This window comes from Sorangium sp. So ce145 (assembly GCF_051525985.1).
Classification (GTDB): domain Bacteria; phylum Myxococcota_A; class Polyangia; order Polyangiales; family Polyangiaceae; genus Sorangium; species Sorangium cellulosum_B.
This window is the reverse complement of record NZ_CP150315.1, coordinates 559,562-585,151: the sequence shown is the minus strand read 5'-3', so window position 1 is coordinate 585,151 and position 25,590 is coordinate 559,562. Positions and strand designations below refer to the sequence as shown.

Below are 25,590 nucleotides of genomic sequence, written 5' to 3'. Positions count from 1 at the left end.
CTATCTGCGGAGGAGGGCTTACGGTATGCGTTCACGATCGGGCCGGCTGACGATGTTGACCTCGGCGGCGATGGTCTCTGGGCTCCTGACGATGACGAGCGTCAGTCCGGCATCTGCGCAGACGGATGCCAAGCCGGCAGCGCCCCCGGCAGGTAAGCCGGCCGCCGCGGCCGCCCCTGCGGCGGCTCCTGCGAAGCCAGCCGCACTTGCGGCGCAAGCGCCCACCCCCGCTGCGACGCCGCCCGCGGCCGGCGCGACACCTCCCCCGGCCGGCGCGACGCCGCCCGCGACCGGGACGCCCGCCGCGGCTCCCGCGAAGGCCGGTGAGCCCACGACGAAGGTGACCACCACCAAGCCGAAGAAGGCGCTGACCGAGAAGCAGAAGAAGGACGAGGCGAAGAAGCTCTACAAGGAGGCCGAGGCCAGGTTCGACAAGGGCGAGTACGCCGTCGCGGCCGACCTGTACCGCCAGGCGGACGAGCACGTGCCCGGCGCCGCACCGAAGTACAAGCTCGCCCTCGCGCTCGACAAGCAGGGCCTCGTCACCGAGGCCGTCGCGGCCTGGCAGGCGTTCCTCGATTCGAAGCCGGACGCCGAGAAGTTCAAGGAGAAGATCGCCGAGGGTCAGGCGCGCGTCGAGGCCCTGAAGAAGACGCCGGCGAAGGTGAAGGTCGCGACCGTCCCGGAGGCGCCGCCTGGCCTCAAGGTCGCGGTCGACGGCGTGGCCCAGACCGGCAAGGAGCTCTCGGTCCCGCCCGGCAAGCACACCCTCACCGTCTCCGCCGAGGGGTTCGCCGACGCGAGCCAGGAGCTCGAGGTCACCTTCGCCGAGGCGCGCGAGGTCAACGTCACGCTGACGCCGCAGGCGCCGGCGCCGGTCGCTGCGACGCCGGCCCAGCCCCCCACCCCGCCGCCGCCCGCCGACGTGCCGCCCGCGCAGCCGCCGCCGCCGGCGGCGCCGATCGAGCCGCGCTCTCCGGTGCCGGCCTACGTCACCCTCGGGCTCGCCGGCGCCGGTGTGGTGGTCGGGACGATCTTCGGCATCCAGGCGCTCGGCGCGAAGAGCGACTTCGATGACGCCCCGACGACCAAGACCGCGGACAAGGTCGATCGCTTCGCGCTCATCGCGGACATGTCCTTCGCGGTGGCGCTCACGTTCGGCGTCACCGGCGCGGTCCTGCTCCTCAGCGACGACTCGGCCCAGGCGAAGGCCGCAGCGTCGAACGCCACGAAGAAGGCGTTCGTCACTCCGTTCGTCAGCCCGACAGGCGGCGGCGCCGCCGCGCGGTTTACCTTCTAAGGGGACTACCATGTGGAAGAAACAGCACCTTCTCGCGATGGCGCTCTGCGCTGGCGCGCTCTCGACTCTCGGGATGGGCTGCGAGCTCATCGCCTCGGTCGATCGCTCGCGCATCCCGGGGGACGAGGACGTCCCCAGCGACGGATGTTCTGACGGCACGAAGAACAACGAAGAGACCGATGTCGACTGCGGCGGTTCCATCTGCCCGAAGTGCGACGCCGCCAAGGCGTGCACCGCAGCCACCGACTGCGCGAGCGGCTTCTGCGCCGACGACGTCTGCTGCGACGAGGCCTGCGACGCGGAGTGCGACGCCTGCACCGCCGCGCTCAAGGCGTCGGGCGACGACGGCGAGTGCGGCCCCTCGAAGGCCGAGACCGAGTGCGGCGAGCCGACGTGCTCCGAGGGCGTCGAGACGAGCCGCGGCACCTGCGACGGGGAGAGCGTGGAGTGCGGGCCCGGCGAGGAGAAAGCGTGCGAGGAGTTCGCGTGCAATGAGGCGGCCAGCGCCTGCCTCACCGAGTGCATGGAGGACGCGCATTGCTCGAAGTGCCACGAGTGCGCAGACGGCGCCTGCGTGCTGGCCGCGGCCGGTACGGAGGACCTGGGCTGCGACGAGGGCCAGGCGTGCGACGCCGCGGGCGAGTGCAAGCCCGCGAACGGGGTCGAGTGCACGGAAGCGAGCGAGTGCGCCACCGGGCTCTGCGTCGACGGCGTCTGCTGCGACACCGCCTGCGACACGGCGTGCATGGCCTGCAATGTGAAGGACCTGGCGGGCACGTGCTCGAACATCCCGCTCGGCGGCGAGGACGCGGCGGACTGCAGCGGCATCAACGCGTGTGATGGCAAGGGCGCTTGCAAGCTGGTGGGTGGCGAGGAGTGCACCACCAACGAGCAGTGCGCGAGCGGCAAGTGCCTCCCCAGCCCCCTCTTCAGGTGCGAGGAGATCCCGGAGACGCCTTGAGCTCTCTCCGGCTCCCGCCGGGCTCCCCAGGGAGCCCGGCGGAGCTCACGCCTCGAACGTCCCTCTCACACGCGCGCTGATCTCTCCTGCCCCGGAGCTCGAAGGCGGGCCCAGCACCGTCATCGACTCGGCTTCTCCCTCGAACAGTCCGCCGTCCCCGAGCTCGTCCTCCGCGGCTTCCGCCTCGTAGGCGGGCACCATCGCGGCCTCTTCCCAGCGGCTCTTGAGCCGCTCCGCGAGCTTCGCGAGCAGCTCCCGCGTCGTCTCCCGGTCCGTGGCGGACAGGACCACCGCATCCGGGTGCCCGAGGAGCAGCCGCCGCCCCTCCGCCGGGGCGATCAGGTCCGCCTTGTTGAACACCACGATGCGGGGGATGCCGATGAGATCGAGCTCGGTCAGCAGCGCCTCGGTCGTCTCGATGTGCTGGTCGCGCGCGGGATCGCTCGCGTCCACGACGTGGAGCAGGAGGTCGGCGTCGGCGGCCTCCTCGAACGTCGCCCGGAAGGCCGCGAACAGGTCCTTCGGCAGCTCCCGGATGAAGCCGACGGTGTCGGTGATCACCACCTCCCGCTCCTCGGGGAAGCGCAGCCGCCTCGAGCGGGTGTCGAGGGTCGCGAACAGCTTGTTCTCGGCGAGCACGTCGGCGCCGGTCAGCGTGTTCAGCAGCGTGCTCTTGCCGGCGTTCGTGTACCCGACGATCGAGACCACCGGCACGCCGAGCCGGGCGCGGCGGCGGCGGCGCTGCTCGCGCTGGCGGGAGAGCCGCTTCAGCTGCGCCTCCAGGAAGCTGACGCGCTCCTTCGCGCGGCGGCGCCCGATCTCGAGCTTCGTCTCGCCCGGACCGCGCCCGCCGATGCCGCCCGTCAGGCGGGACAGGGAGTCGTCCTTCTGCCCGAGGCGAGGGAGCGTGTACTTCAGCTGGGCCAGCTCGACCTGGAGCTTGCCGTCCGACGACTCGGCCCGCTGGGCGAAGATGTCGAGGATGAGCTGCGTCCGGTCGAGCACCTTGAGATCCGTGTGCTTCGCGATCGCCGAGGCCTGGGAGGGGGTCAGATCCCGGTCGAAGACCAGCGTCTCCGCGTCGAGCTCCGAGGCGCGCAGCACGACCTCGTCCAGCTTGCCCTTGCCGAGCACGAGCCGCGGGTCGAGCCGATCGCGCAGCTGGAGGACCGTGTCCGCGACGTCGACGCCCGCGGTGCCGGCGAGCTCGGTCAGCTCGCGCAGGCTCTCCTCGGCCCGGGCGAGCGCGCCCGCCTTGGATTTCTCGGCGACGTGGACGAGGATCGCGCGGCCGTCCTTCGCCGCGACCGACCGCGTGCGCGACCGCTTCGTGAACTCGTCCTCGAGCGCCTGGATGAGCGCGCCGAAATCGACGTCGGCGCGGCCGATCGCGACGGGGCCCACGGTCCGATACGGAAGCGCCGCCTCCCCGCGGCTGCCGCCGCGCCCCTCGGCCTCGTCCACGGTCACCGTGACCGCTTCCTTCCCGTGGACCGGCACGTTGTACGCGTACTGGAGGGTCCGCGGCTCGCCCTGCGGGGTGAGCTGCACGGCCGCGACCAGGTCGAGCCGGAGACGGACGAGATCCACGAGATCGTCCCGGGTGAGCGGCTCGTTGAAGAGGTGCGTGTGGACGAGCCGCAGCGCCCTGAAGCGGCCCTGCGCGGCGCGGAGGCGCCCGATGTCCGGCAGCATCAGCCGGGTCGCGTCGCCGACGATGACGTAGTCGATCTCGCCCGAGCGGTGCACCAGCGCGCCGACCTGGCGCCCCGTCTCATGCGACGCCTCGGCGAGCGCCTTGATGAGCTCGGGCGTGGCGATGCTGGCGAGCGGGACCTTGCGGCGGTAGATGCGCTCGAGGGTTTTGGTGGCCTGGGGGCTGAGTCCGGTGGTGTTTCCGTAGAGGGTGGGCATTCGGTAATCGAAGGGGGATGTTGCTCCCGCTCACTCGATTTCATAACGCACGCGGGGCCGGTCCGCGACCACGGGCACCGCGGATCTTCGTACGGAGCGCGCATTTTCTCATCGCTCGTCCCCCTTCCGTCGCCTCCCCGTCCCTCCTCGCCTCCCGCTCGGCGCGCTCCTCCAGGTTCCTGTGGAGGCCGCGCGCGAGACGAGGCTACCCTGCGCCGCGATGGCCATCCTGACCCCCCTCTCGCTCGCGGATGCCCGCCGCATCGGCGCGCTCTACGGCCTGGAGATCGCCGACGTGCGCGGCCTGCTCGCCGGGAGCGTCAACTCCAACTTCGCGTTGACGCTCGCCGACGGCCGCGGACAGGTGTTCCTGCGGGTCTACGAGGAGCAGCAGCTCGGCGCGGCGTCACGCGAAGCGCGCATGCTCGAGCACCTCGCGGCCGGGGGCGTCGCCACCCCGCAGCCGCTCCGGCGCCGCGACGCGGCGCCGTCCGATACGGACGCCGCGTCGGACGGCGCCGCGTTCGTCGCGGAGCACGCTGGAAAGCCGGTCGCGCTGTTCCCGTGGGTCGGGGGAGCGTCGCTCTGCCAGGCGCGCGTCACGCCGGACGCGACCCGCCGCGTCGGCGCGGCCCTGGCGCGGGTGCACCTCGTCGGCGCCTCGTTCGAGGGGGCGAACGCCAGCCGGTTCGACCTCGACGGCCTCGACCAGCGGCTCCGGGGGCTCCGTTCCCCTGCGGGCGCGAGGTCGACGGCGCCCGCCCCGGCCCTCCCGCCCGACGTGGCCGCCGCCGTCGACGAGCTCACCGGCCGGCTCGAACGGATCCGCGCCGCGGCGCCGCGGACACCCGGCCCCCAGACGCTGATCCATGGCGACCTCTTCCGCGACAACGTGCTCTGGGAGGCCGGCGAGATCTCCGCGCTGCTCGATTTCGAGAGCGCCTCGCGCGGGAGCGCCGCGTTCGACCTCGCCGTCACGATGCTCGCGTGGTGCTTCGGCGACGATCTCGACCCGGATCTCGTCTCCGCGCTCGCCGCCGGCTACACGGCGGTGCGGCCGCTCTCAACCGAGGAGCGCGACCGTTTGTTCCACGAGAGCGTGATCGCGGCGCTGAGGTTCTCCATCACGCGCATCACCGATTTCGAGCTCCGCCCGAAGGGCAGCGGTGTCTACAAGGACTTCCGGCGCTTCCTTGCGCGGCAGCGGACGCTCGAGCGCCTCGGCCCGGAGGGGCTCCTCGCGCTGCTCGGCGTCTGATCCGCGTCGACTCGCGCCCGGTCCACATCGGGCCCGCGCATGACGTCTTCCGCTGTCCGATCAGCGTGTGCTTGCCGTTTGCTTGCCGTCTGCTTGGCGCCTTCGCCGTCTTCACCGTCTTCACCGTCTGATACAGGTCCGATTCAGATGTGAGCGGAGGTCGTCTGTGATTTTGCGTTAACTTCGCTGCGCCTGGCGCTGGCGGCGTTGCGCGGTCCCGGCCAGGCCGTTACCTTCGCCGAATGGCACAGGTCGGAACGCTCGATTTCAAGGGCTTCATCGAGAGACGGAAGGGCCAGCGCGCGGGCGGCGGGGACGGCGCGGGCAACGCGTATGCCTACGTGTCCGACAAGAACACGCGGCTCGCCTTCGAGAAGATGCGTCCGGTCGAGCTCGCCGTGACCGCCGCGGTCAGGCTGTTCAAGACGGTCGGCAAGAACGAGCTGCTCGGCCACGCCGTCAAGGTCGGCCCCGCGCAGTTCCCGCGCGTCCACAACCTCGCGGTCCACTGCGCCGAGACGCTCGGGATCGCGACCCCGACGATCTACATCGTCAACAGCCCCACCCTCAACGCGGCCACCTACGGGACGAACGACGATTCGTTCATCATGGTGCACTCGGCGCTGGTCGATCATTTCACCGACGACGAGCTGCTCAGCGTCATCGGCCATGAGTGCGGCCACATCCACAACAGCCACGTGGTCTACCTGACCGCCATGCACTACCTGACGCGGATGGCGTCGGTCTTCGTGAAGTGGATCGTCGGCCCGGCGATGCTCGCGCTCTCCGGCTGGTCGCGCCGGGCCGAGGTCACCTGCGACCGCGCCGGCCTGCTCTGCGCGAAGAGCCTCGACGTCTCGACGCGCGCGCTCACCAAGCTCGCGCTCGGCTCGACCAAGCTGTACGAGGAGCTCAACCTCGAGGCGTTCATCGCCCAGCACGAGGAGGGCAAGGGCGGCGTCGGCAGGTTCGCCGAGTTCACGGCCAGCCACCCGTGGCTGCCGAAGCGCGTCCTCGCGCTCCGGGCCTTCGCCGAGAGCGAGCTCTACAAGCGCCACGCCGGGCTCGGCGCGGGCGGCCTCTCCATGGAGGAGGTCGACGAGAAGGTGCACGAAGTCATCAAGATCTGGGGCTGAGGAGCTCCCGCTCCTGGCAAGGCGCAAGGCCGAGGTAGACGCACATGCTCGAATCCTTCCACAGCCGCAAAGACGACGTGACCGGGGCGCTCAGGGATCTCGTGACGTTCGCCGAGTCCCTCGGCGCCAAGAGCGTCGCCGCGCGCATCACGAACGATCTCGTGAAGAAGCTCGACGCCGATCGGTTCCACCTCGTCGTCGTCGGCGAGTTCAACCACGGCAAGACGACGTTCGTGAACGCGCTGCTCGGCGCCTCGATCCTCCCCGTCGGCGTGACGCCCACGACGGCGGTGATCCACCACCTCGAGTACGCGGCCGATCCGCGCGCCGAGGTGGTCTACGCGTCGGGCGAGCGCACCGGCCTGCCGTTCGAGGACGTGCGGGCCTTCACCGTCGGCGGCGAGCGCTCGTCGAGCGCCGGCGAGGTGAAATTCCTCGAGGTGGGGTACCCGGCCGAGCTCCTGCGCGAGCGCGTCGTCCTCGTCGACACCCCCGGGGTGAACGACCTCTCGCTCCAGCGGGCGGACATCACCTACAGCTACATCCCGCGGTCGGACGCCGTGCTGTTCCTCATCGACGCCGGCCAGCCGCTCAAGGAGAGCGAGCGGGTCTTCCTCCAGGAGAAGCTGCTCGGGCAGTCGCGCGACAAGATCCTGTTCGTCGTGACGAAGCGCGATATCTGGAGCCAGGACGAGGAGGTCGAGGCGCTCGCCTACATCCGGAGCGAGCTCGGGAAGCTCGTGAAATCGCCCGTGGTCTTCCCGATCTCGAGCGAGCGGGCGCTGGAGGGTGATCGGCCCGGCAGCGGGATGCCGGAGCTGCTCGATCACCTGACGCGGTTCCTCGCCGAGGAGCGCGGGCGCATCCTGCTCGACAACGCCCTCGGCGAGGGCATCGAGTCCGCGCGCCTGCTCGGCAAGGGCGTGGACGCGCGGCGGCGGGCGACCGCGATGTCGCGCGACGAGCTCAGCCGCCGCATCGAGATGATCGAGAAGGATCTGGCCGGCCAGTCGCGCACCATCGAGGAGCGGCGCGCCGGCATCCGCGAGGAGGTGAGCGCCATCCGGGCGTGGGTGCACCGCGACCTCGATCGCTTCGTCGACGACGTGCTCCGGCAGCTCCCGGCGATCATCGACGAGGCCCACACCGACGAGATCAAGGTCTACCTCGGGGCGTTCCTGGAGCGCACGTTCGCCGAGTGGGCGCAGGCCGAGACGAAGGAGATCGCCACGGCGCTCGAGGCGCTCGCCGAGAAGACGATCGCGCTCGTGCGCGAGGACGCGCACGACGTGGCGAAGCGGGTCAGCGAGGCGCTCGGCGGCGACGTGAAGACGCCGAACGTCGAGGTCGACACGTTCGGCTACGACGTCGGCGTCTTCGCGCTCTTCACCATCGGCCTCGGCGTGATGTTCACGAACGCCCTGCTCGGCGGGATCCTGGCGCTCGCGGCGCCCGTCCTGGCCGTGTACGTGAAGGAGAAGGTCGAGGCCGAGACCCGCAAGAAGGCGAAGGAGATGGCGCCGATCGCGCTGCGCGAGGCCGCCACCCGGATCGGGCCGAAGCTCGACGAGATGATCCAGGAGTTCGCGAGCCGGCTCGACGCGTGGGTGGTCACGGCCGGCCAGGAGCTGCACCGGGAGGTCATCGAGGTCCTCAAGGCGGCGCGCGAGGAGCGGGTCCAGGCCGAGCCGAGCAGCGAGAGCCAGCTCAAGGCGTGCGACGCCCAGGCCGAGGCGCTCCAGGCGCTGACGTCGCGCCTGGAGGGGCTGCGGAGCGCGCTCTGGACCGTCGAGAACGGCGAGAGCAGGCCGATCCCCCCGCCCGTGTCCAGCGTGCCCAACGCGCCGGGCGGCTCGGCCTGAACTCGGCTTCAGCGAGCGCACGCCTCCTGACAAGGGAGGAGACCCGGCCCAGCCCGGCCTCCTCCGCCATGCGCCGTGGCCATATCCAATCGTCGGGCGCTCATGCGAGAATGCGGCCGTGCAGCTCGACTTCGCAGCCCGTGAAGTGACGATCAAGCTCGTCTATTACGGCCCGGCGCTCAGCGGCAAGACGACGAACCTCGTCTCGCTGCACGGCCTCGCCGGGTCAGACGCTCGCGGACGGCTGATGACGCTCGAGACGCAGGACGATCGCACGCTGTTCTTCGATCTCCTGCCGCTCACCTTCCGCGCGAAGGACGGCGACGTCTCGCTCCGCATCAAGCTGTTCACCGTGCCCGGCCAGCCGATGCACGCCGCCACGCGGCGGCTCGTGCTCCAGGGCGCGGACGGGGTCGCGCTGATCGCCGACTCGCAGATCTCCGAGACGCAGCGCAACGCCGAGGCGTTCTTCGACCTCCGCCAGAACCTGCGGGAGAACGGCCTCGATCTCGCGAGGATGCCGCTGGTCATCCAGTTCAACAAGCGCGACCTGCCCGACATCCGGAGCGACGAGGAGCTGGCGCGGCTCGCCGCGCGGGGCAAGGAGCCGGTGTACAAGGCCGTCGCGACCCGCGGGGTGGGCACGGTGGAGACGCTCATGGGTCTGCTCCACCTCACGTGGGAGACGCTCGATCAGACGCATCAGCTCTCGAAGCGGCTGTCGATCAGCGGCGAGGAGCTCCTGAACAGCGCGGCGCGCCAGCTCGGGGTGACGAGCTCGGTGAATGACCTCCTGGCGAGACGAATGGGCGGCAGCCTCGAGAAGAGCTCCCGGATCGTTCCATGAGGCCCGACGCCCACAAGGGGACGCCGGCGGATTTCGGTCTCGACGACGAGGATCTCCTCAGCATGCCGGGCTCCGCGCCGATGCCGTCGGCGCGCGTCGCGGACGGGCCCAGCTCCTCGAAGCGCGACGGCGCGTCCAGCGCGCCCGAGCCCTCGACGCTGCCTCCCCCCGCGGCGGCGCCGGTGGTCGACCTGGTCGGCATCGGCCCCCTCTCGCTCGAGGATCTCGTGGATCGCCAGGCCCTCGGGGAGATGGCGGCGTCATTCCACAAGCTGTTCGGCTTGCCGATCCGGATCCAGTCGATCAACGGCGCCACGCTCGCGGAGTCGGGCACGCTCGCGCCGCTCCCGCCGCTCGGCGGCCTGACCGGCGAGCAGGAAGGCCGGCGGGCGAGCGTGGCGCCGGCGGATCGGGCGGCAAGACAAGGCGCGCCGGCCGGCAGCGAGGTCGCGGATCCCTGCTTCGAGGGCGCGCTCTACCAGGTGTTCCCGATCGAGTACGACGGGCGTGCGATCGGCCGGTCGATCCTGGGCCCCTACCTCCCCGACGGCCTCGACGATACCCCTGCCGCGCCGACCGAGGCGGCGTCCCAGCTCGATCTCGCGCCTGCGGCGGAGGGGCGGCTGCGGATGCCGCGGCTCCGGCCGGAGCGGCTCGGCGCGATCGTGGACCACCTCCGCTCGGTCCTCGATCTGATCCTGTTCAGCGGGCACAAATCGCTCCTCACCTCGACGATGCACGTCGCGTCGATCCGCGAGAGCTTCCGTGAGCTGTCGCAGAAGAACGCGGAGCTGGAGCAGGCGTACGAGCGGCTGAAGGAGCTCGACCGGCTCAAGTCGAACTTCCTGGCCACGGTGTCGCACGAGCTCCGGACCCCGCTCACGTCGATCATGGGCTACAGCGAGATGCTCGCCGAGGGCATCGGCGGGCCTCTGACCGATGAGCAGCGCGAGTTCATCGATACGATCCGGTCGAAGAGCGAGCAGCTGCTCGGGCTCATCATGAGCCTCCTGGACCTCTCGAAGCTGGAGAGCGGCACGTTGATCGTGCATCGCACCGAGGTGGCCGTCGGCCCGGTGCTCGTCGAGGCGGCGTCGACCATCGCCCCGGCTGCCTCGAAGAAGGGCGTCGAGCTCCGGATCCAGGCCGAGGACGATCTCCCGCCGGTGCTGGGGGACGGCGACCGGCTGCGCCAGGTGTTCATCAACCTCGTCGAGAACGCGGTGAAGTTCACCGAGGCGGGGGGCGAGGTGCTGCTCGTCGCGCGCGCCGTGAGCGAGGACATGGACGACCTCCCCGGGCTGGTGCTCGTCGCGCCTCTCCAGCAGGCGGTCGAGATCCGCGTCGTGGACACGGGCATCGGCATCCCTGCGGGCGAGCGGCTGAAGGTATTCGACCCGTTCTACCAGATCGATCAGAGCTCGACCCGGGAGCACGGCGGCACGGGGCTTGGTCTCTCGATCGTCAAGCGCCTGGTCGAGGCGCACAGCGGCACGGTCCGCATCGAGCCGAACGACCCGCGCGGCACCGTGTTCGTGGTCAAGCTGCCCACGGTCGCCGGCTCACCGGCGAACAGCGTCCTGCCGCCCATTTTCCAATGAGCGGGCGCTCCGAGTGGAAGCGCATCGACATGCTGCGCGCCGTGCTCGGGGGCGCGGCGGGCGCTCATGTTCTGTGCGGCATCGGCGATGACGCCGCGATCCTCGCGCCCGCGGCCCCGCGGGGCGGCGCTCTCCCGGGCGCCCCGGAGCCGCTCGTCTGGACGATCGACAGCGCCGTCGAGGGCGTCCATTTCCGGCGCGATCTCCTGGGATTCGAGGATCTCGGCTACCGCGCGACGATGGCCGCGGCGAGCGATCTCGCGGCGATGGGGGCGCGCCCTGTCGGCCTGCTGGCCGCGCTGGTGCTTCCTCCGAGCGTGAGCGACGACGAGCTCGGCGCGCTGGCGGGGGGTCAGCGCGCCGCGTGCGACGAGATCGGCACGGCGGTCATCGGCGGGAATCTCTCGCGGGGCGGCGAGATCTCGATCACCACGACGGCGCTCGGCGTCGCGGCGCTGCCGCTCAGGCGCGACGGCGCGCGGCCCGGCGACGCGCTCGCGCTGGCCGGTCCGGTCGGCCTCGCCGCGGCCGGTCTTGCGCTGCTCGATCGCGGCGTCGCGCCGGCCGGCGCCGCGGCCGAGCAGGCGATCCGCGCGTTCCGCCGCCCGGTGGCGCGCATCGACGCGGGCCTCCGCGCGGCGGCGCGCGCCCGCGCGGCGATCGACGTCTCCGACGGCCTCGTCGCGGACGTGGCGCACCTCGCGCGCGCGAGCGGCGTGCGCGCGCTGCTCGATCCCGCGGCGCTCGTGAGCGCCGACCTCCGCGACGCCGCCGCGCAGCTCGGCCTGGACGCGCTGGATCTGGCGCTTTACGGCGGCGAGGACTACGCGGTCGTGGTCGCGGGCCCCGACGTCGGGGAGCTCACCGGCTTCGTGGCGATCGGCCGCTGCGTGCCGCGCGAGGAGGGCGCGAGCGACGTGGCGCTGGTCGGACCGGACGGGCAGCTCACGAGCCTCGTGGCGCGGGGGTACGACCACTTCGCGTGACGCCGCTTGCCGCGCGCGCGCAAAGTGATACTTTTGTGATACATGAACGCGCCCGCCATCAAGCCGGTGACCGAGATCAAGCGTCACGCGACGGAGATCATCGCGCAGCTTCAGGCGGATCACGTGCCGGTGCTGATCACGGAGCATGGGCGCTCGGCGGCGGTCCTCCTCGACATCGAGAGCTACCAGGGCTTGCTCCGGCGGCTCGAGATCCTGGAGGGCATCGCGCGCGGCGAGCGAGCGCTCTCGGAGGGGCGCGTCGCCTCGCATGACGAAGCGAAGGCGCGGCTCGGCCGATGGCTCGACGAGCCGCGCTGATCTGGGCGGCGCCGGCGCTCGATGACCTGGACGAGATCGTCAGCTGGATCGCCCGAGAGAACCGGAGGGCAGCCGCGGAGCTCACCCGTCGCGCGCTGGCTGGCGTGGAGCGCCTGCGCGATCACCCCGAGTCGGGGAGATGGGTGCCGGAGATCCCGAGCAAGCGCTACCGCGAGGTGATCGTCCCGCCGTGTCGGATCATCTACCGGCGGGAGGGCGCGAAGGTGCTCATCGTCCATGTGCTCCGCTCGGAGCGGCTGCTCCGGGCCGACCGGCTGTTCTGATTTCTTGCGACGATCGCGCCTGGCGCTGCTCCGCCTGTTCCATCGGCGGCGCTCGCGCTCGCGCCTGGCGTTCTCCCAACCGCCTCCGCGGCGCTCGCGCTCGCGCCTGGCGTTCTCCCAACCGCCTCCGCGGCGCTCGCGCTCGCGCCTGGCGTTCTCCCAACCGCCTCCGCGGCGCTCGTGCTCGCGCCTGGCGTTCTCCCAACCGCCTCCGCGGCGCTCGCGCTCGCGCCTGGCGTTCTCCCAACCGCGTCCGCGGCGCTCGTGCTCGCGCCGGCGTTCTCCCAACCGCGTCCGCGGCGCTCGTGCTCGCGCCTGGCGTTCTCCCAACCGCGTCCGCGGCGCTCGCGAGCGCTCCTGGCGTTCTCCCGGCCGCGTCCGCGGCGCCCGCGATCGCGCCTCGGGTTCTCCCTGCCGCCTCCGCGGCGCTCGTGCTCGCGCCCGGCGCCGCGACGACGGCGACGGCGCTCACCCGCCGAGCGGCGCGGTTTCCTCGGGTGCCACCGGGGCCTCGCCGCCCGGCTCCGCCGGCGGCGCGTCGGCCTCGATCTGGCCGGGACGCCGCGAGGACGGGCGCACCCGCGCGGCCAGCTCCGGGTGACCGGCGAGCCGGAACAGCCCCACGAGGAACGTCGCGGCGCGGCTGAACCGCTCGTCGTACGCCGCGATCGCGGCCGTCTTGGCGAGCAGCGTCGCCTCGGCCTCGCGCGTCTCGCGGGCCACATCCTTCAGGTGGCCGCGGAGCGCGCCGCGCAGGCCCTCGATCCGGAGCACCGTCTCCTCGGCGTCCCAGCGGATCCCCTTGCGGCGCGGCTTTGGCAGGTCCCTGGCGCCGAGCGCGCGCGCCACCTCGCCGGCGAAGCGCTCCAGCTGCGCCGGGTCGCGCGGCGTCGCGTCCGTGAAGCCGAGGCGCGCCAGCGCCGCGGCGCCGTACAGGCCGGTGAGCCACTCGCGGAGCTCGGTCAGCTCGGTGTACAGCGCGGCGGCGGCCTCGTCGCGGGCCTCCCGCGGGGCCGCGTCGTCGGCGAGCTCCGCCTGGTGCGCCTCGTCGGCCGCCACCATGCGATCGCGCGCCTCGGCGAGGGCGCGCGCGACGATGTGCGTGAAGAGCGAGACGTCCGGCATCTTCTCTCCCTTGCGCAGGTGCGGAGAGAGCAGCGCCTCGAGCTCCGCGGCGATCCGGCCGGCGTGGGTCTCGCCGGACGCGACGACGGAGTTGGCGCTCTTCTGACGATCGGTGACCAGCTTCGAGGGCATGACAGCTCCTTCCCGTGGGGGTCGACGCGCGACGGCGGGCGCCGTCGCGGCGCGGGCGAACGCCGCGCAACCGCGCAAGGTACAGGGTCCGGCCTCGCGCCCTCCATGGCCGGGCAGGCTTCCGGCGCTCGCGATCGCCGGATCGGGGGTGGGGCGCCGCAACCCGGGACGACACGTCGCCCGGCTCGCCCGGCTCAGTTGCACTCGGCGGGCGGCGTGGTCCCGGCGAGGCTTGCTCGGATCTGGGTGAGCGCCTTGGCGCGCGGGGTTTTCCCGCTCTTCACGAGCTTCTCGATCCCGGCGCAGAGGTGCGATGCCGTCGCCGCCTTCGACTTGGCTTCCGGCGACTTGCCCGACTTGGTGGCGACGGCGTGGAGCGCCGTGCAGCACGCCTGGATGGAGGCGCCTCCCCCCCGTGACGTCGTCGCCCCCGTCGCCCCCTCGACGGCCGCCACCCCTGCGTCGGCTGCCGCCGCAGCCCCGGCGGAGGCCGCCCCCGCGGGCTCCTGCGTCGCCGCGGGCTCCTGCGTCGCCGCGGGCTCCTGCGTCGCCGCCGCCGTCGGTGTCGTCGCCGGCACCGGATCGGCTGCCACGGGCGCGACCGTCGGCGTAGGCGCGGGGATCGTCTCCGGCTCTGCTTCTTCTTTCCGGCAGGAGCTCGACAGGATGCTGCAGGCAACAACGACGGAGGCGATGAACAAACGCGACCGGGCCATGCCTCGTCTTCTACAGAGCTTCTCCGAGCGCATCCATACGGCTGCCCGAGTACAAGCCTGTACGGCCCCACCCGTTGCCGTTGCGCTCCCGCGCCCGCGCCCGCCTCCCTCCAACCGCTCCGCGATCGCTCCCACCCTCCCCTTCCCCCCCCGAGTCGGCGGGGGTGGGGGTGACGAGGGAGGGGCCGGCGGGGGAGGGCCCCACGAATCCGAGCGCCGGCCCGCATCGCAGCGACCCCGCTCAGACCCGCCCCTCCCGTTCACGGGGCAATAGCCACCAAAAGGCGCGAGTTCGTGGGAGGGCCCCCCGCCGGCCCCTCCCTCGTCACCCCCACCCCCGCCCGTAGCAGCTCAGCTGCATCCCATGCTGTTGCCGCAGTTGAGGCACTTGTAGCAGGCCCCGTTCCTCACGGTGATGTGCCCGCAGCCGTCGCAGACCGGCGCGTCGCCCATCATGTCCTCGAGCTGCGCGTCGAGCGCGCTCGCCGTCCGTCCCCCGCTCTCGACCAGCGCCGCCGCGGCCGGCGCGCTTTGCGAGAACGACGCCGCGCCGCTCTCCTGCGCCCGCGACTCGACCGGGTCCTCCATGGCCGAGGTGACCGGCTGGACGTGCGCGAGATCGTAGCGGTTCAGGTACTCGACCCCGAGCACGCGGAAGAGGTAGTCCACGATCGACGTCGACATCTTCACGTAGTCGTGCCCCTCGACGATGCCCTGCGGCTCGAAGCGGGTGAAGGTGTACTGCTCGACGAAGGTCTCGAGCGGCACGCCGTACTGGAGCCCGATCGACACCGCCATCGCGAAGCAGTTCATCATCGAGCGGAACGCGGCGCCCTCCTTGTGGAGGTCGATGAAGATCTCGCCGAGCGTCCCGTCGTCGTACTCGCCGGTGCGGACGTAGATCTTGTGCCCGCCGACGCGCGCCTCCTGCGTGAAGCCCTTGCGCTTCCTGGGCAGGCGGAACCGCTCGGGCGCCGCCGCCGAGGGCGAGCGCGGGCGCGCCAGCGCGGTCGTTGCCTGGACGATGGGCGCGGGGACCTCGGCCTTGTCGGCCTTGCCCTTGCTCTCCTTGCTGTCGCTCGAGGTCGACGAGAGCGGCTGCGACGCCTTGCAGCCGTCGCGGTAGAGCGCGACCGCCTTGAGCCCGAGGCGCCACCCCTCCTCGTAGATCCGCTGCACCTCCTCGACCGTCGCGTCGTTCGGCAGGTTCACGGTCTTCGAGATGGCGCCGGACAGGAACGGCTGCGCCGCCGCCATCATGCGGACGTGCGCCATCGGCGCGAGGTACCGCCGGCCCTTCTTGCCGCAGCGGTTGGCGCAGTCGAACACCGCGTAGTGCTCCTCGCGCAGGTGCGGCGCCCCCTCCACCGTCATGCGGCCGATGATCGTCTCGTTCGCCTCCTCGATCTCCGCGGCCGAGAAGCCGAGGTGCTGGAGCAGCGAGAAGCCGAAGCGCGCCCGCGACTCCTTGGAGACGCCGAGCCTGTCATAGGCCTCCTCGCCGAGGATCCAGGGGCCGAAGGCGAGATCCAGATCGAAGACGCCGGGGATCGCGGCCTCGACCTTCGCGAGGTCGTCGCTCGTGAGCCCCCGCGCCTTGAGCGACGCCCGGTTCACGTGCGGCGCCGCCAGGAGCGTGTTCGTGCCGGAGACGTAGGCGACGATCTCCTGCACCTCGGCCTCGGGGTAGCCGAGCCGCCGGAGCGCCTCGGGCACGGACTGGTTCACGATCTTGAAGTAGCCGCCGCCGGCGAGCTTCTTGAACTTCACGAGCGAGAAGTCGGGCTCGATGCCCGTCGTGTCGCAGTCCATCAGGAGGCCGATGGTGCCGGTCGGGGCGAGCACCGTCGCCTGGGCGTTGCGGTAGCCGTGCTCCTGCCCGATCCGGACCGCCTCGTCCCAGTCGGCGCACGCGGCCCGCCAGAGCGACTCCGGGCAGCGGTCGCGGTCGATCGCGTAGGCGGCGTCCCGGTGCATGCCCATCACCCGGAGCATCGGCTCGCGGTTCCTGGCGAAGCCGGCGAACGGCCCCTTCGCGGCGGCCATCTCCGCCGAGACCCGGTAGGCGTGGCCGCAGAGGATCGCGGTGAGCGCGCCCGCGACCGAGCGGCCCTGATCGGAGTCGTACGGGATGCCCTGCAGCATGAGCAGGGTGCCGAGGTTGGCGTAGCCGAGCCCGAGCGGGCGGTAGTCGTGCGAGTTCTTCGCGATGCCGCGGGTCGGGTACGCCGAGAAGTCGACGAGGATCTCCTGCGCGACGAAGAACACCCGCACCGCGTGGCGGTAGCCCTCGATGTCGAACGAGCCGTCCTCGCGGAGGAACTTGGTGAGGTTCAGGCTCGCCAGGTTGCAGGCCGAGTCGTCGAGGAACATGTACTCCGAGCACGGGTTCGAGGCGTTGATGCGCGCCGTGTTCGGGCAGGTGTGCCAGCGGTTGATGGTCGTGTCGTACTGCACGCCCGGATCGGCGCAGCCCCACGCCGCCTCGGCGATCTGGCGCCAGAGATCCTTGGCGCTCAGCGTGTCGACGACCTCGCCGGTCGTCCGGGAGCGCGTCTCCCACGCCGCGCCCGTCGCCGCCGCGCGCATGAACTCGTCGCTCACGCGCACGGAGTTGTTCGAGTTCTGCCCGCTCACCGTGTGGTACGCCTCGCCGTTGAAGTCGGAGGGGTACCCCGCGCCGATGAGCGCCATCGCCTTCTTCTCCTCGCGGACCTTCCACTGGATGAAGTCGACGATCTCCGGGTGGTCCATGTCGAGGCAGACCATCTTCGCGGCGCGCCGCGTCGTGCCGCCGCTCTTGGTCGCGCCGGCGGCGCGGTCGAACACCTCGAGGAAGCTCATGAGCCCCGAGCTCGTCCCGCCGCCCGAGAGCTTCTCCTGCTTCCCGCGGATCGCGCTGAAGTTCGTCCCCGTCCCGGACCCGTACTTGAACAGCCGGGCCTCGCTCTTCACGAGGTCGTAGATGCTCATCAGGTCGTCCTGGACCGCCTGGATGAAGCACGCGGAGCACTGCGGCCGCTCGTAGGCGTTCCGGGTCTCGACGATGTCGTCGACCGCGCCCGCCCCGTTCGTTCGAGGCGCCGACGCCTTCCCGTTGGCGCTCCCGTTCCCCGCGTCGGCCGAGGCCTCGTTCCAGGCGTAGTTGCCGCCCGACCCCTCGATGCCATACCGGTGGTAGAGCCCGCAGTTGAACCAGACGGGCGAGTTGAACGCGCCGTACTGGTGCACGAGCAGGTAGGCGAGCTCCGCCTCGAAGGTGTCCGCGTCCTTCGCCGAGGCGAAGTAGCCACCGAAGTGCTCACCCGCCTCGCGGATGGTGCGCGCCAGCCGGTGGACGACCTGGCGGACGCTCGTCTCGCCGAGCTCCTTCTTGCCGTGGATCCCCGCCTTGCGGAAGTACTTGGAGACGACGATGTCGGTCGCTAGTTGCGACCAGCCGGCGGGGATCTCGGCCCCTTCCATCTTGAAGACGACCGAGCCGTCGGGGTTGGTGATGACGCTCGATCGGCGCTCCCAGGTGACCTCATCGAGCGGATCCGCGGCCCGGTGCGTGAACCGCCGGTCGAACCCGAGCCCGCGGGGGCGCGAGGCCCCTTTCTTCGCGCCCTTCTTCGAGGCTGCGCCGTCGACCTGCGCCTTGGCGGCCCCTCCGGTCACCGGACGAGCCCCCCCCTCTTCCTTCGTCCGTGCCGCCATCTTGCCGTTCCCGGCGGGGAGCTTACCGCCGTCACCCACAACTGCCGACTGGGCCATTTCCAAGTCCTCCTGTGAACCACCGCACCTGGCGGTGACCCGGGTCCTACCGAAAGCACAAAGAGTTCCCTGGAGAACGACGAGGCCTCATCGCCTCGATCTCCACAGGTCTCGTCGCTTCTCCCCTACTACCTGCTCAAACGTTCCGTCTTCAGACCAGTGAGCATAGTTTCAGGTGCCATGCCTGAAAGGCGTGCGCCGACATGCGGGAGCGCCTGACCGCTTGCTATCCAAACTCGCGAACGGTCCGTGCGTCAAGGAGAACCGCTACATGTTGGGATCTCCCTTCGGACAGGGCCCACATATAGGGCCTCTCTGTCCGGTGCGGGATTCCTAGCGATCCGTGATCAGTTCTGAACAGGTGCTACCCACCGGGCGCACAGATTACGCACAGGTTCTCCCGCGAGAAAATCCACCTCTTCCCGGGAATGCACCCAACCAACCACCAGCTCTTCCATGGGGCGCGTGCGGGGCGAGCGCTGGGGCCCCGCCCGGCCGTCGCCAGCTAGTCCAGGTCGTCGGCCTCCGCGCAATACGCGAGCACCCGCTCCCCCTCGCAGTGGATGGCGAGCGCCACCTCCTGGGCGATCCCGCGGAGCCCGACGAGCTCGAGCAGCGTGGGCACCGGCGCCGGCAGCAGCGGTGGAGGTGGGACGTACCGCGACGCGCGCACGATGGCCGGCTCGATGGCGGCCGCCTTGGGCCCGATCATCTGGCGCAGCTCGTGGAGCGCCCGCTCGAACCCGCCGAGCATGTCAACGAGGCCGCGCGCCTGCGCGTCGGCGCCGCTGTAGACGCGCCCCTGCGCGAGCGGCTCGATCTCCTCGACCGGACGGCGGCGGCCGCGGGCGACGACGCGGAGGAACGCCGCATAGATCGCGTCGAGCTCGCGCTCCACCACCGCCCGCTCCCCCTCGTCGAGCTTGCGCGACGGCGAGAACAGGTCGGCCCGCGCGCCGCGCTTCACGACGTCGGTCGAGACGCCGAGGCGCTCGAGCAGCGGACCGAGCGCGAAGCGCGCCGAGACCACGCCGATGCTCCCCGTGATCGTCTGCGGCTGCGCGACGATCGCGTGCGCGGCCGCCGCCACGTAGTAGCCGCCGCTCGCCGCCACGTTCGACAGGCACGCGACGACGGGCTTCACCTCCGCGAGGCGGGTGACCTCGTGGTGGATCCTGTCGGACGCGAGCGCGGAGCCGCCCGGCGAGTCGACGTGGAGGATGACCCCCTGGACGCGCGGGTTCTGCCGCGCCGCGCGCAGGCTCGCGACGAGGCGCTCCTCGCTGGCCAGGGAGGCGCCCCGGAAGCGGGCGCGGCTGACGATCGCGCCGTGCACCTCGATGACGCCGAGGATGGGCCGAGGCCACACCGGCGTCATCGAGAGGGCACGCCGCGCGCCCAGGTAGCGGCCCGCCGCCACGAGGCGGCTCTTCGAATGCCGCGCGGCGGCATGAGCTCCTCCGCCTCCTCCAGCCGATGCGCGGTCCGCGTTCTCCGCGCCGGTCTCGGCGCGGCGCGGCGCCGCGGTCGCGCAGGGGAGCGACCCCGCCGCGAGCATGTGCTCGAGCTCGTCCTCGTACGCGACCGCGTCGACGATGCCTCGCGCGACGGCCTGCTCCGCGCCGAAGGGGGCCTCGTCGATCCACCGCGCGGCCGTCTCGCGATCGACGCGGCGCCCCTGGGCGAGCGCCGCGGTCAGGTCCCCGAGGCGCCCGTCGAGCAGGGCGCCCACCTGCTCGCGCTGCGCGGCGCTCATCGTGTCCCGCACGAGCACCTCGCCGGCGTTCTTGTACATCCCCTTCGCGAACACCTCGGGCTCGACGCCGACCTGCTCCAGCGCGCGGCGCACGTAGCGGCCCTCCACCGCGAACCCGAGCGGCGACACCATCGTCTCGGGCCCGACGACGATGGCCCGCGCGGCCGAGGCGAGCAGGAGCGTCGTGGTGTCGGCGCCCATCGGCAGGTAGGCGACGATGTCCTTGCCCCCCGCCCGGATCTCGAGGAGCGCGTCCCGCAGCGAGGCCGCCACCGCCGGCCCCGCGTGCACCGACCGCATCCGGAGGAGCAGCCCCGCCGGGCGCGGATCCCTCATCAGGTGCTTGCCGAGCTCGCGGACGCGCTCCACCGAGAGCGGAGCCCTCTTCCTCCGGCGCCACGGGAGCGCGAGGCGGACCCGGGGGGGCTGCAGGTCGACCACGCGGCCATCGATTTCGAGGACGACATACCCGCCCCGGGGTGCAGCAAACGCCCAGCGGAGCGCGCTGACGGGGAGCAGCAGCAGGCGGAGGAGATTGACGAGCAGGGCAGCGATCACCGGAGGCTCCTCGGAATCAGGGGACAGGCGACGGAAAGGCGGCTCGGCGTCCGCCGGCGGTCACGATGGGTGGGGGAGACAGGGTGTGCAGGAACCGGTCCGCGCGGCACGAGATCCGGTGGTGAGATCGGCGTTCGCCTGGCCCCGGCGCTGGAACTGGAAAGAGAGAGCGTGACGCAAGGGGCCACCCTGTGGCTACACTGTCGCTCCAAGTTTCGAAGGGGACGGCGAGCCGATGTGGGTTACGTCTTGAAGAAGTCGTCCTCTCTCTTTCAGACCAGCTCAGCAAGCCGCGGGCCGTAGGCCCCCGGCGCCCTGGGTGGCAGCCCCCCTCACCGAACGTGCATCCCGAGCAGAGCGCCCCCGCCCCGAGCCAGCTCCCCCTGCCACCGCCGTCCACCCTGCGGCTCGTGCCCCTCGGAGGGCTCGGCGAGGTGGGGATGAACTGCCTCGCGCTCCAGCAGGCCGATGGGCTGCTGCTCATCGACTGCGGGGTCACGTTCCCGAGCACGGATCTCGGCGTCGACGTGTATCACCCGCGCTTCGATCACGTGCTCGCGCTCCGTGATCAGGTGCGCGGCATCGTGCTGACGCACGGCCACGAGGATCACATCGGCGGGCTGCCGTTCCTCCTGCGCCACCTCGACGTCCCCGTCTGGGGCCCGCCGCACGCGCTGGAGCTCGTGCGCTACCGGCTCGCGGAGCACGCGCTCGAGGACAAGGTGCGCCTGCTGCCCACGCAAGTCGGGCGCGAGGTCGCGATCGGCGGCTTCGTCGTGGAGCCGCTCCGGGTAACGCACTCGATCGTCGACGCGACGGCGCTCGCGATCCACACGGCCGCGGGGCTCGTCGTCCATACCGGGGACTTCAAGCTGGACCCGACGCCGCTCGACGGCGAGCCGACCGACGAGGCCCGCTTCCGCGCGCTCGGCGACGCCGGCGTCCGGCTGCTCCTGTCCGACAGCACCAACGTGGACTCGCCCGGCGAGGCGGGGAGCGAGCGCGCCGTCGCCCACGCGCTGGCGGAGCTCGTCGAGACCGCGCCGGCGCGCGTCGTGGTCGGCGTCTTCGCCTCGAACGTCCAGCGCCTCCTCGCCCTCGGTCAGGCCGCGATCCGCGCGCGCCGCAAGATCTGCCTGCTCGGCCGCAGCGTGCAGACGCACGTGCGGGCCGCGCAGACCGTGGGGAGGCTCCCGTGGCCGAGCGACCTGCTCGTCCCGCCCGAGGTCGCCTCCTCGATGCCGCGCGAGCGGCTCCTCGTCATCGCGAGCGGCACGCAGGCCGAGCGGGCCTCCACGCTGACGCGGTTCGCCTCGGGGACGCACCCGCTCCTGCGCCTCGAAGAGGGGGATCGGGTCGTGCTCTCGAGCCGCGTCATCCCGGGCAACGACCGCCCGGTCGTCGACATGATGGCCGGGCTGCTCCGCCTCGGCGTCGAGCTCGTGACGTGGTCGACGGATCGCCGCGTCCACGCGAGCGGGCACGCGCACCGGACGGAGCAGGCGCGCATGATCGACCTCACCCAGCCGCGCGGCTTCCTCCCCGTGCACGGCGCGCTGCACCACCTGACGCGGCACGCGGAGCTCGCGCGGGAGCGCGGCGTGGCCGAGGTGCTCGTCGCCGAGAACGGCCACGTCGTCGAGATCGGCAAGACGCAGCCGCTCGGCCGGAGCGGCCGGGCCGTCACCGGCCGGGTGGCGACGGCGGGCGGCGAGGAGCTCGGGGAGGAGGTCCTCCGGGAGCGAGCGAACCTCGGTCGCTCCGGGGTGGCCTTCGTGTCGCTGGTCGTCGATGTGCACGGCGCCCTCGCGGCGCCGCCGCAGGTCCTCGCCCGCGGGGTCACCGGGGAGCTCGAGGGCGGCGCGCTGAGGGCCGCGGCGCGCGCGGTCGCGCAGGCGGTGAACGACTGCGAGCCGCGCGCGCGGCGCCGCGACAACGACATCATCGAGATCGCCCGGCTCGCGGCGCGCCGGACGCTCGAGGCGAAGCTCGGGAGGCGCCCGCTGGTGACGGTGGCGCTCACGCGCCTGTGACGCCGCTCGAGGGGAGCCCCCCGCCCTCGGGCGACGGTGGAGCCGGCGACGGCGACGGCGACGGCGCGAGGCTCTCCGCGCGAGATTTCCTGGGTCCAGCGCTGCTCTCCCACATCGAGCGCGTCCGCGCCGATGCGCGGCGCGTCGTCGCCGCGAGCGAGCAGGGCGAGAGCGCGGAGCCGGACGCGGAGGCGGTGCACGACTTCCGGGTCTCGCTCCGCCGGCTCCGGACGCTGCTCAAGCCGGCGCGACGCATCTACGGCAGGAGGCGGCTCCGCCCCGTGGCCGAAGGGCTCCGTGAGTTCGCGCGGGCGACCGGCGCGCTACGGGACGAGGAGGTGCTGCGCGAGACGCTCACCGCGCTCGAGCTGGACGAGGCGGCCCGGGCGGCCGTCGCGGGATGGGTCGCGCAGCGCGCGCGCCGCGAGCGCGAGGCGAGGGCCCACATCGTCGAGCTGCTCCGGCACGATCGCCCGGGCGACGCGGGCGCGGCGCAGGCCGACGCGCCGACCGCGGGCGACGCGGGCGCGACGCAGGCCGACGCGCCGGCCGCGGGCGAGCGGCTCCGGCTGGAGCCTCACCTCGCGCGCCTCGAGCGGCGCATCTCGCGCCGGAAAGCGAGGAAGCGCGGCGCCGAGGCGCTCGCGAGGCGGGCGATCGGTGATGCCCTGGACGACGTGCGCGCGCTCGCCGCGAGCGACCCGGGCGACGGCGCGGCCATGCACGCGCTCCGGATCCGCTTCAAACGGCTGCGCTACTCCGCGGAGACGTTCTCGCCGCTCTTCGGAGAGCGCGCCGAGCGCGCCGCGAAATCCGCGTCACGGATGCAGCGCCGCCTCGGCCAGCTGCACGACGCCGACGAGGCGCTCGCGCAGATGAGGAGCGCGGAGGAGCTTGCGCCCGACGCGCGCGCCGCCGTCATCGAGGCGCTCGTCGCAGAGCGGGCGCGGCTCGCTCACAAGGCGACCGAGGAGCTCGCGCGGGAGCTCGAGACGCTCACATCGCTCTGGTCGGACGATCCCCGCGCGCTCCCGGGTGGATGACGCAGCGCACGGGGCGCGGTGCAGCAAGGAGCGCCGCAGCAGGCGCGCTTCGGACGGGGCGAATGGTCACCGGGATTGCCGGCCGCGGAGCTCGCCGTGCGGGCGGGCGCTTCGTGGTACCGTCGGTCGGGCTCCTTCGAACCGAGGCGAAGCCCGCCGATCCCGGAGGTCGTGTTGCGCCGCTCTGCGTTCCAAAGCGTCACCGCGCTCGTCGCTCTCCTCGCGGCGAGCGCCTGCACCCAGGACTTCGACCAGTTCGAGCCCGATCTCTTCCCGGGGCCTTCCGGGAGCGGCTCCGGCGGGGCCAGCAGCTCCGGCGGAGCTGGAGGAGGCCAGACGGCGGCCGGGAGCACCACGAGCAGCAGCAGCAGCGGCGGCGCCGACGGCGGCGAGCGGTGCAGCAACGGCGAGGATGACGACGGCGATGGCGCCGTCGACTGCGCCGACGGCGACTGCGGAGGGTTCGCCTGCGTCGCGGTGCCCGAGGACTGGCAAGGGCCCGGCCTCCTGTACCAGGGCCCCGAGGCCGCGGACGTCGCCTGCCCCGAGGGCTTCTCCGAGCGGGTGGACGTGGGCGGCCGCGATCCCCTCGACACGCCCGCGACCTGCAGCCCGTGCGCGTGCGGCGCGCCGGCCGTGGAGTGCGCGATGCCCGCGGTCACGGTGTACACGCGTGGCGCGTGTGGCGGGGGGAGCGCGACGCTGCAGGTGCAGACCGAGAACTGCATCAACATCGGCGGCGACGTCGAGGTCGGCAGCTACAGCGGCGAAGCGCCCGACGTGGATTCGGCGACGTGCGCTCCGTCGGGCGGCGAGGCGACGTTGCCGCCGCCGCGCTTCGGTATCGAGGGGCTCGTGTGCGCCCCCGGGTCGGACGCCGGCGGATGTGAGGCCGGCGAGGCCTGCGCCCCACGAGAGATCGATGCGCCGTTCGAGCAGGGCGTCTGCGTCTGGCGCGACGGCGAGCGGAGCTGCCCCGAGGGGTTCGGCGAACGCCACGTGTTCGCGAGCTCGATGGCCGACAACCGCGGCTGCACGCGGTGCACGTGCAACACGGACGGCGTGCGCTGCGCGGCGACGGTGACGCTCTTCGGGCAGAGCCGCTGCCGGGGGCCCGGTGAGACCGTGCCGTTCAACGGGGCCTGCATCGACGACCCGCCCCCCGCCTCGGTGTCGATCGAGGTGACCGGAAGCGGCAGCTGCCAGCCGCGCGGCGGCGACCCCAGCGGCGAGGTCGAGGAGGGCGGCGACAAGATCACGGTCTGCTGCGCCCGCTGAACGAGCGAGGCACCGCGATGGCCGCGCGGCGCTGAACGGCGCCGCGCGGCGCGCAGCGCGCCTACTGCCGGAAGATCTCGACGCGCTCGAGGACGACGTCCTGGTTGGGCCGATCGCGCGTGGTCGCCACGTTGGCGATGCGGTTCACGATGTCCTGCCCGCTCACGACCTTGCCGAACACCGTGTGGCGGTTGTCGAGGTGCGGCGTCGGCCCGTCGGTGATGAACCACTGCGCGCCGTTCGTGTTCTTGCCGGCGTTGGCCATGGAGAGCACGCCGGCGCCCTCGTGCCTCAGCGAGGGGTTGAACTCGTCGGCAAACTTGTACCCGGGGCCGCCCGTGCCCCAGAGCTGCGCCTTGTCCGGGTAGCGCGAGAGCGGGTCGCCGCACTGGATCATGAACCCCGAGATCACGCGGTGAAAGCGGACGCCGTCGTAACAGGGAGTCCCCTGCATCCCCTGGCCGGTCTTCGGATCGGTCCAGTTGATGGTGCCCGTGGCGAGGCCGACGAAGTTCTTGACCGTGTTGGGGGCGCCCTCCTCCTCGAGCCGGACCGTGATGTCACCGAGCGAGGTCTTGAGCCGAGCGTGGAGCTTGCCGGTGCCGGGCACGTTGATCGGGGGGAATTCCATCAGGCCTTCTCCTTTTCTTGGCCGCCGAGGCGGCGCCGTCAGTTCTTGGCCGCCGAGGCGGCGGCGTCAGCCGAGGGAGGTGAGCCGCGGGCCCC

At 72.2% G+C, this 25,590-nt stretch carries 19 protein-coding genes; 13 read left to right on the top strand and 6 right to left on the bottom strand.

Annotated elements, in window-relative coordinates; translation table 11 throughout:
- Positions 1 to 25: 25 nt before the first annotated feature.
- Both WMF34_RS02135 and WMF34_RS02130 read left to right on the top strand, forming a co-directional pair.
- On the top strand, positions 26 to 1,300 hold the full coding sequence (locus WMF34_RS02135; protein WP_437992261.1) for a PEGA domain-containing protein: 1,275 nt from the start codon (positions 26 to 28) through the stop codon (positions 1,298 to 1,300).
- Positions 1,301 to 1,310: 10 nt separating this feature from the next.
- Positions 1,311 to 2,261 carry a hypothetical protein gene (locus tag WMF34_RS02130; RefSeq protein ID WP_012233026.1) on the top strand — a complete coding sequence of 317 codons (951 nt, stop codon included), beginning with the start codon at positions 1,311 to 1,313 and terminating at the stop codon, positions 2,259 to 2,261.
- 45 nt (positions 2,262 to 2,306) lie between these two features.
- Here WMF34_RS02130 and hflX read toward each other — a convergent pair whose 3' ends face one another.
- Positions 2,307 to 4,175, bottom strand: coding sequence for a GTPase HflX (hflX, locus tag WMF34_RS02125; RefSeq protein WP_437992260.1), 1,869 nt, complete (start codon positions 4,173 to 4,175; stop codon positions 2,307 to 2,309).
- A 220-nt stretch (positions 4,176 to 4,395) separates the two neighbouring features.
- Here hflX and WMF34_RS02120 point away from each other — a divergent pair, with 220 nt between their 5' ends.
- The 8 genes from WMF34_RS02120 to WMF34_RS02085 all read left to right on the top strand — a co-directional run bounded on the left by WMF34_RS02120 (position 4,396) and on the right by WMF34_RS02085 (position 12,467).
- On the top strand, positions 4,396 to 5,433 hold the full coding sequence (locus WMF34_RS02120) for a homoserine kinase (protein ID WP_044963734.1): 1,038 nt from the start codon (positions 4,396 to 4,398) through the stop codon (positions 5,431 to 5,433).
- A 242-nt stretch (positions 5,434 to 5,675) separates the two neighbouring features.
- Positions 5,676 to 6,569 carry a M48 family metallopeptidase gene (locus tag WMF34_RS02115; protein ID WP_012233023.1) on the top strand — a complete coding sequence of 298 codons (894 nt, stop codon included), beginning with the start codon at positions 5,676 to 5,678 and terminating at the stop codon, positions 6,567 to 6,569.
- 44 nt (positions 6,570 to 6,613) lie between these two features.
- A complete protein-coding gene (locus WMF34_RS02110; RefSeq protein WP_012233022.1) occupies positions 6,614 to 8,431 on the top strand; it encodes a dynamin family protein in 1,818 nt (605 codons plus the stop codon).
- A 118-nt stretch (positions 8,432 to 8,549) separates the two neighbouring features.
- Positions 8,550 to 9,278, top strand: coding sequence for a GTP-binding protein (locus WMF34_RS02105; protein WP_012233021.1), 729 nt, complete (start codon positions 8,550 to 8,552; stop codon positions 9,276 to 9,278).
- Complete coding sequence (locus WMF34_RS02100) at positions 9,275 to 10,879, top strand: ATP-binding protein (protein WP_437992259.1); 1,605 nt, start codon at positions 9,275 to 9,277, stop codon at positions 10,877 to 10,879. Before WMF34_RS02105 ends, WMF34_RS02100 begins: the two co-directional genes overlap by 4 nt.
- Complete coding sequence (gene thiL / locus WMF34_RS02095; RefSeq protein ID WP_437992258.1) at positions 10,876 to 11,865, top strand: thiamine-phosphate kinase; 990 nt, start codon at positions 10,876 to 10,878, stop codon at positions 11,863 to 11,865. The genes WMF34_RS02100 and thiL overlap by 4 nt, the downstream gene beginning before the upstream one ends.
- Positions 11,866 to 11,907: 42 nt before the next feature.
- Positions 11,908 to 12,183 carry a type II toxin-antitoxin system Phd/YefM family antitoxin gene (locus WMF34_RS02090; RefSeq protein ID WP_012233018.1) on the top strand — a complete coding sequence of 92 codons (276 nt, stop codon included), beginning with the start codon at positions 11,908 to 11,910 and terminating at the stop codon, positions 12,181 to 12,183.
- Positions 12,162 to 12,467 carry a type II toxin-antitoxin system RelE/ParE family toxin gene (locus tag WMF34_RS02085; protein WP_012233017.1) on the top strand — a complete coding sequence of 102 codons (306 nt, stop codon included), beginning with the start codon at positions 12,162 to 12,164 and terminating at the stop codon, positions 12,465 to 12,467. The genes WMF34_RS02090 and WMF34_RS02085 overlap by 22 nt, the downstream gene beginning before the upstream one ends.
- Before the next feature lie 468 nt (positions 12,468 to 12,935).
- On the opposite strand, the gene WMF34_RS02080 is transcribed toward WMF34_RS02085, so the two are convergent.
- The 4 genes from WMF34_RS02080 to sppA all read right to left on the bottom strand — a co-directional run bounded on the left by WMF34_RS02080 (position 12,936) and on the right by sppA (position 20,510).
- Positions 12,936 to 13,724 carry a hypothetical protein gene (locus WMF34_RS02080; protein ID WP_437992257.1) on the bottom strand — a complete coding sequence of 263 codons (789 nt, stop codon included), beginning with the start codon at positions 13,722 to 13,724 and terminating at the stop codon, positions 12,936 to 12,938.
- Positions 13,725 to 13,918: 194 nt separating this feature from the next.
- A complete protein-coding gene (locus tag WMF34_RS02075; RefSeq protein WP_437992256.1) occupies positions 13,919 to 14,440 on the bottom strand; it encodes a hypothetical protein in 522 nt (173 codons plus the stop codon).
- A 351-nt stretch (positions 14,441 to 14,791) separates the two neighbouring features.
- Positions 14,792 to 18,196 (bottom strand): vitamin B12-dependent ribonucleotide reductase, encoded by a 3,405-nt coding sequence (locus WMF34_RS02070; protein WP_437992255.1) that lies wholly within the window; start codon positions 18,194 to 18,196, stop codon positions 14,792 to 14,794.
- Between the two features lie 505 nt (positions 18,197 to 18,701).
- Positions 18,702 to 20,510 (bottom strand): signal peptide peptidase SppA, encoded by a 1,809-nt coding sequence (gene sppA, locus WMF34_RS02065; protein ID WP_437992254.1) that lies wholly within the window; start codon positions 20,508 to 20,510, stop codon positions 18,702 to 18,704.
- Positions 20,511 to 20,920: 410 nt separating this feature from the next.
- Between sppA and WMF34_RS02060 the strand changes: the two genes are divergently transcribed.
- The 3 genes from WMF34_RS02060 to WMF34_RS02050 all read left to right on the top strand — a co-directional run bounded on the left by WMF34_RS02060 (position 20,921) and on the right by WMF34_RS02050 (position 24,864).
- Positions 20,921 to 22,543 carry a ribonuclease J gene (locus tag WMF34_RS02060; protein ID WP_437992253.1) on the top strand — a complete coding sequence of 541 codons (1,623 nt, stop codon included), beginning with the start codon at positions 20,921 to 20,923 and terminating at the stop codon, positions 22,541 to 22,543.
- On the top strand, positions 22,540 to 23,586 hold the full coding sequence (locus WMF34_RS02055) for a CHAD domain-containing protein (protein ID WP_437992252.1): 1,047 nt from the start codon (positions 22,540 to 22,542) through the stop codon (positions 23,584 to 23,586). The genes WMF34_RS02060 and WMF34_RS02055 overlap by 4 nt, the downstream gene beginning before the upstream one ends.
- A 171-nt stretch (positions 23,587 to 23,757) precedes the next feature.
- Positions 23,758 to 24,864: a hypothetical protein gene (locus tag WMF34_RS02050; RefSeq protein ID WP_437992251.1), complete on the top strand. Its 1,107-nt coding sequence runs from the start codon at positions 23,758 to 23,760 to the stop codon at positions 24,862 to 24,864.
- Positions 24,865 to 24,925: 61 nt separating this feature from the next.
- Here WMF34_RS02050 and WMF34_RS02045 read toward each other — a convergent pair whose 3' ends face one another.
- Entirely contained in the window at positions 24,926 to 25,495 is a 570-nt protein-coding gene (locus WMF34_RS02045; protein ID WP_012233009.1) for a peptidylprolyl isomerase, read from the bottom strand.
- Positions 25,496 to 25,590: the final 95 nt, after the last annotated feature.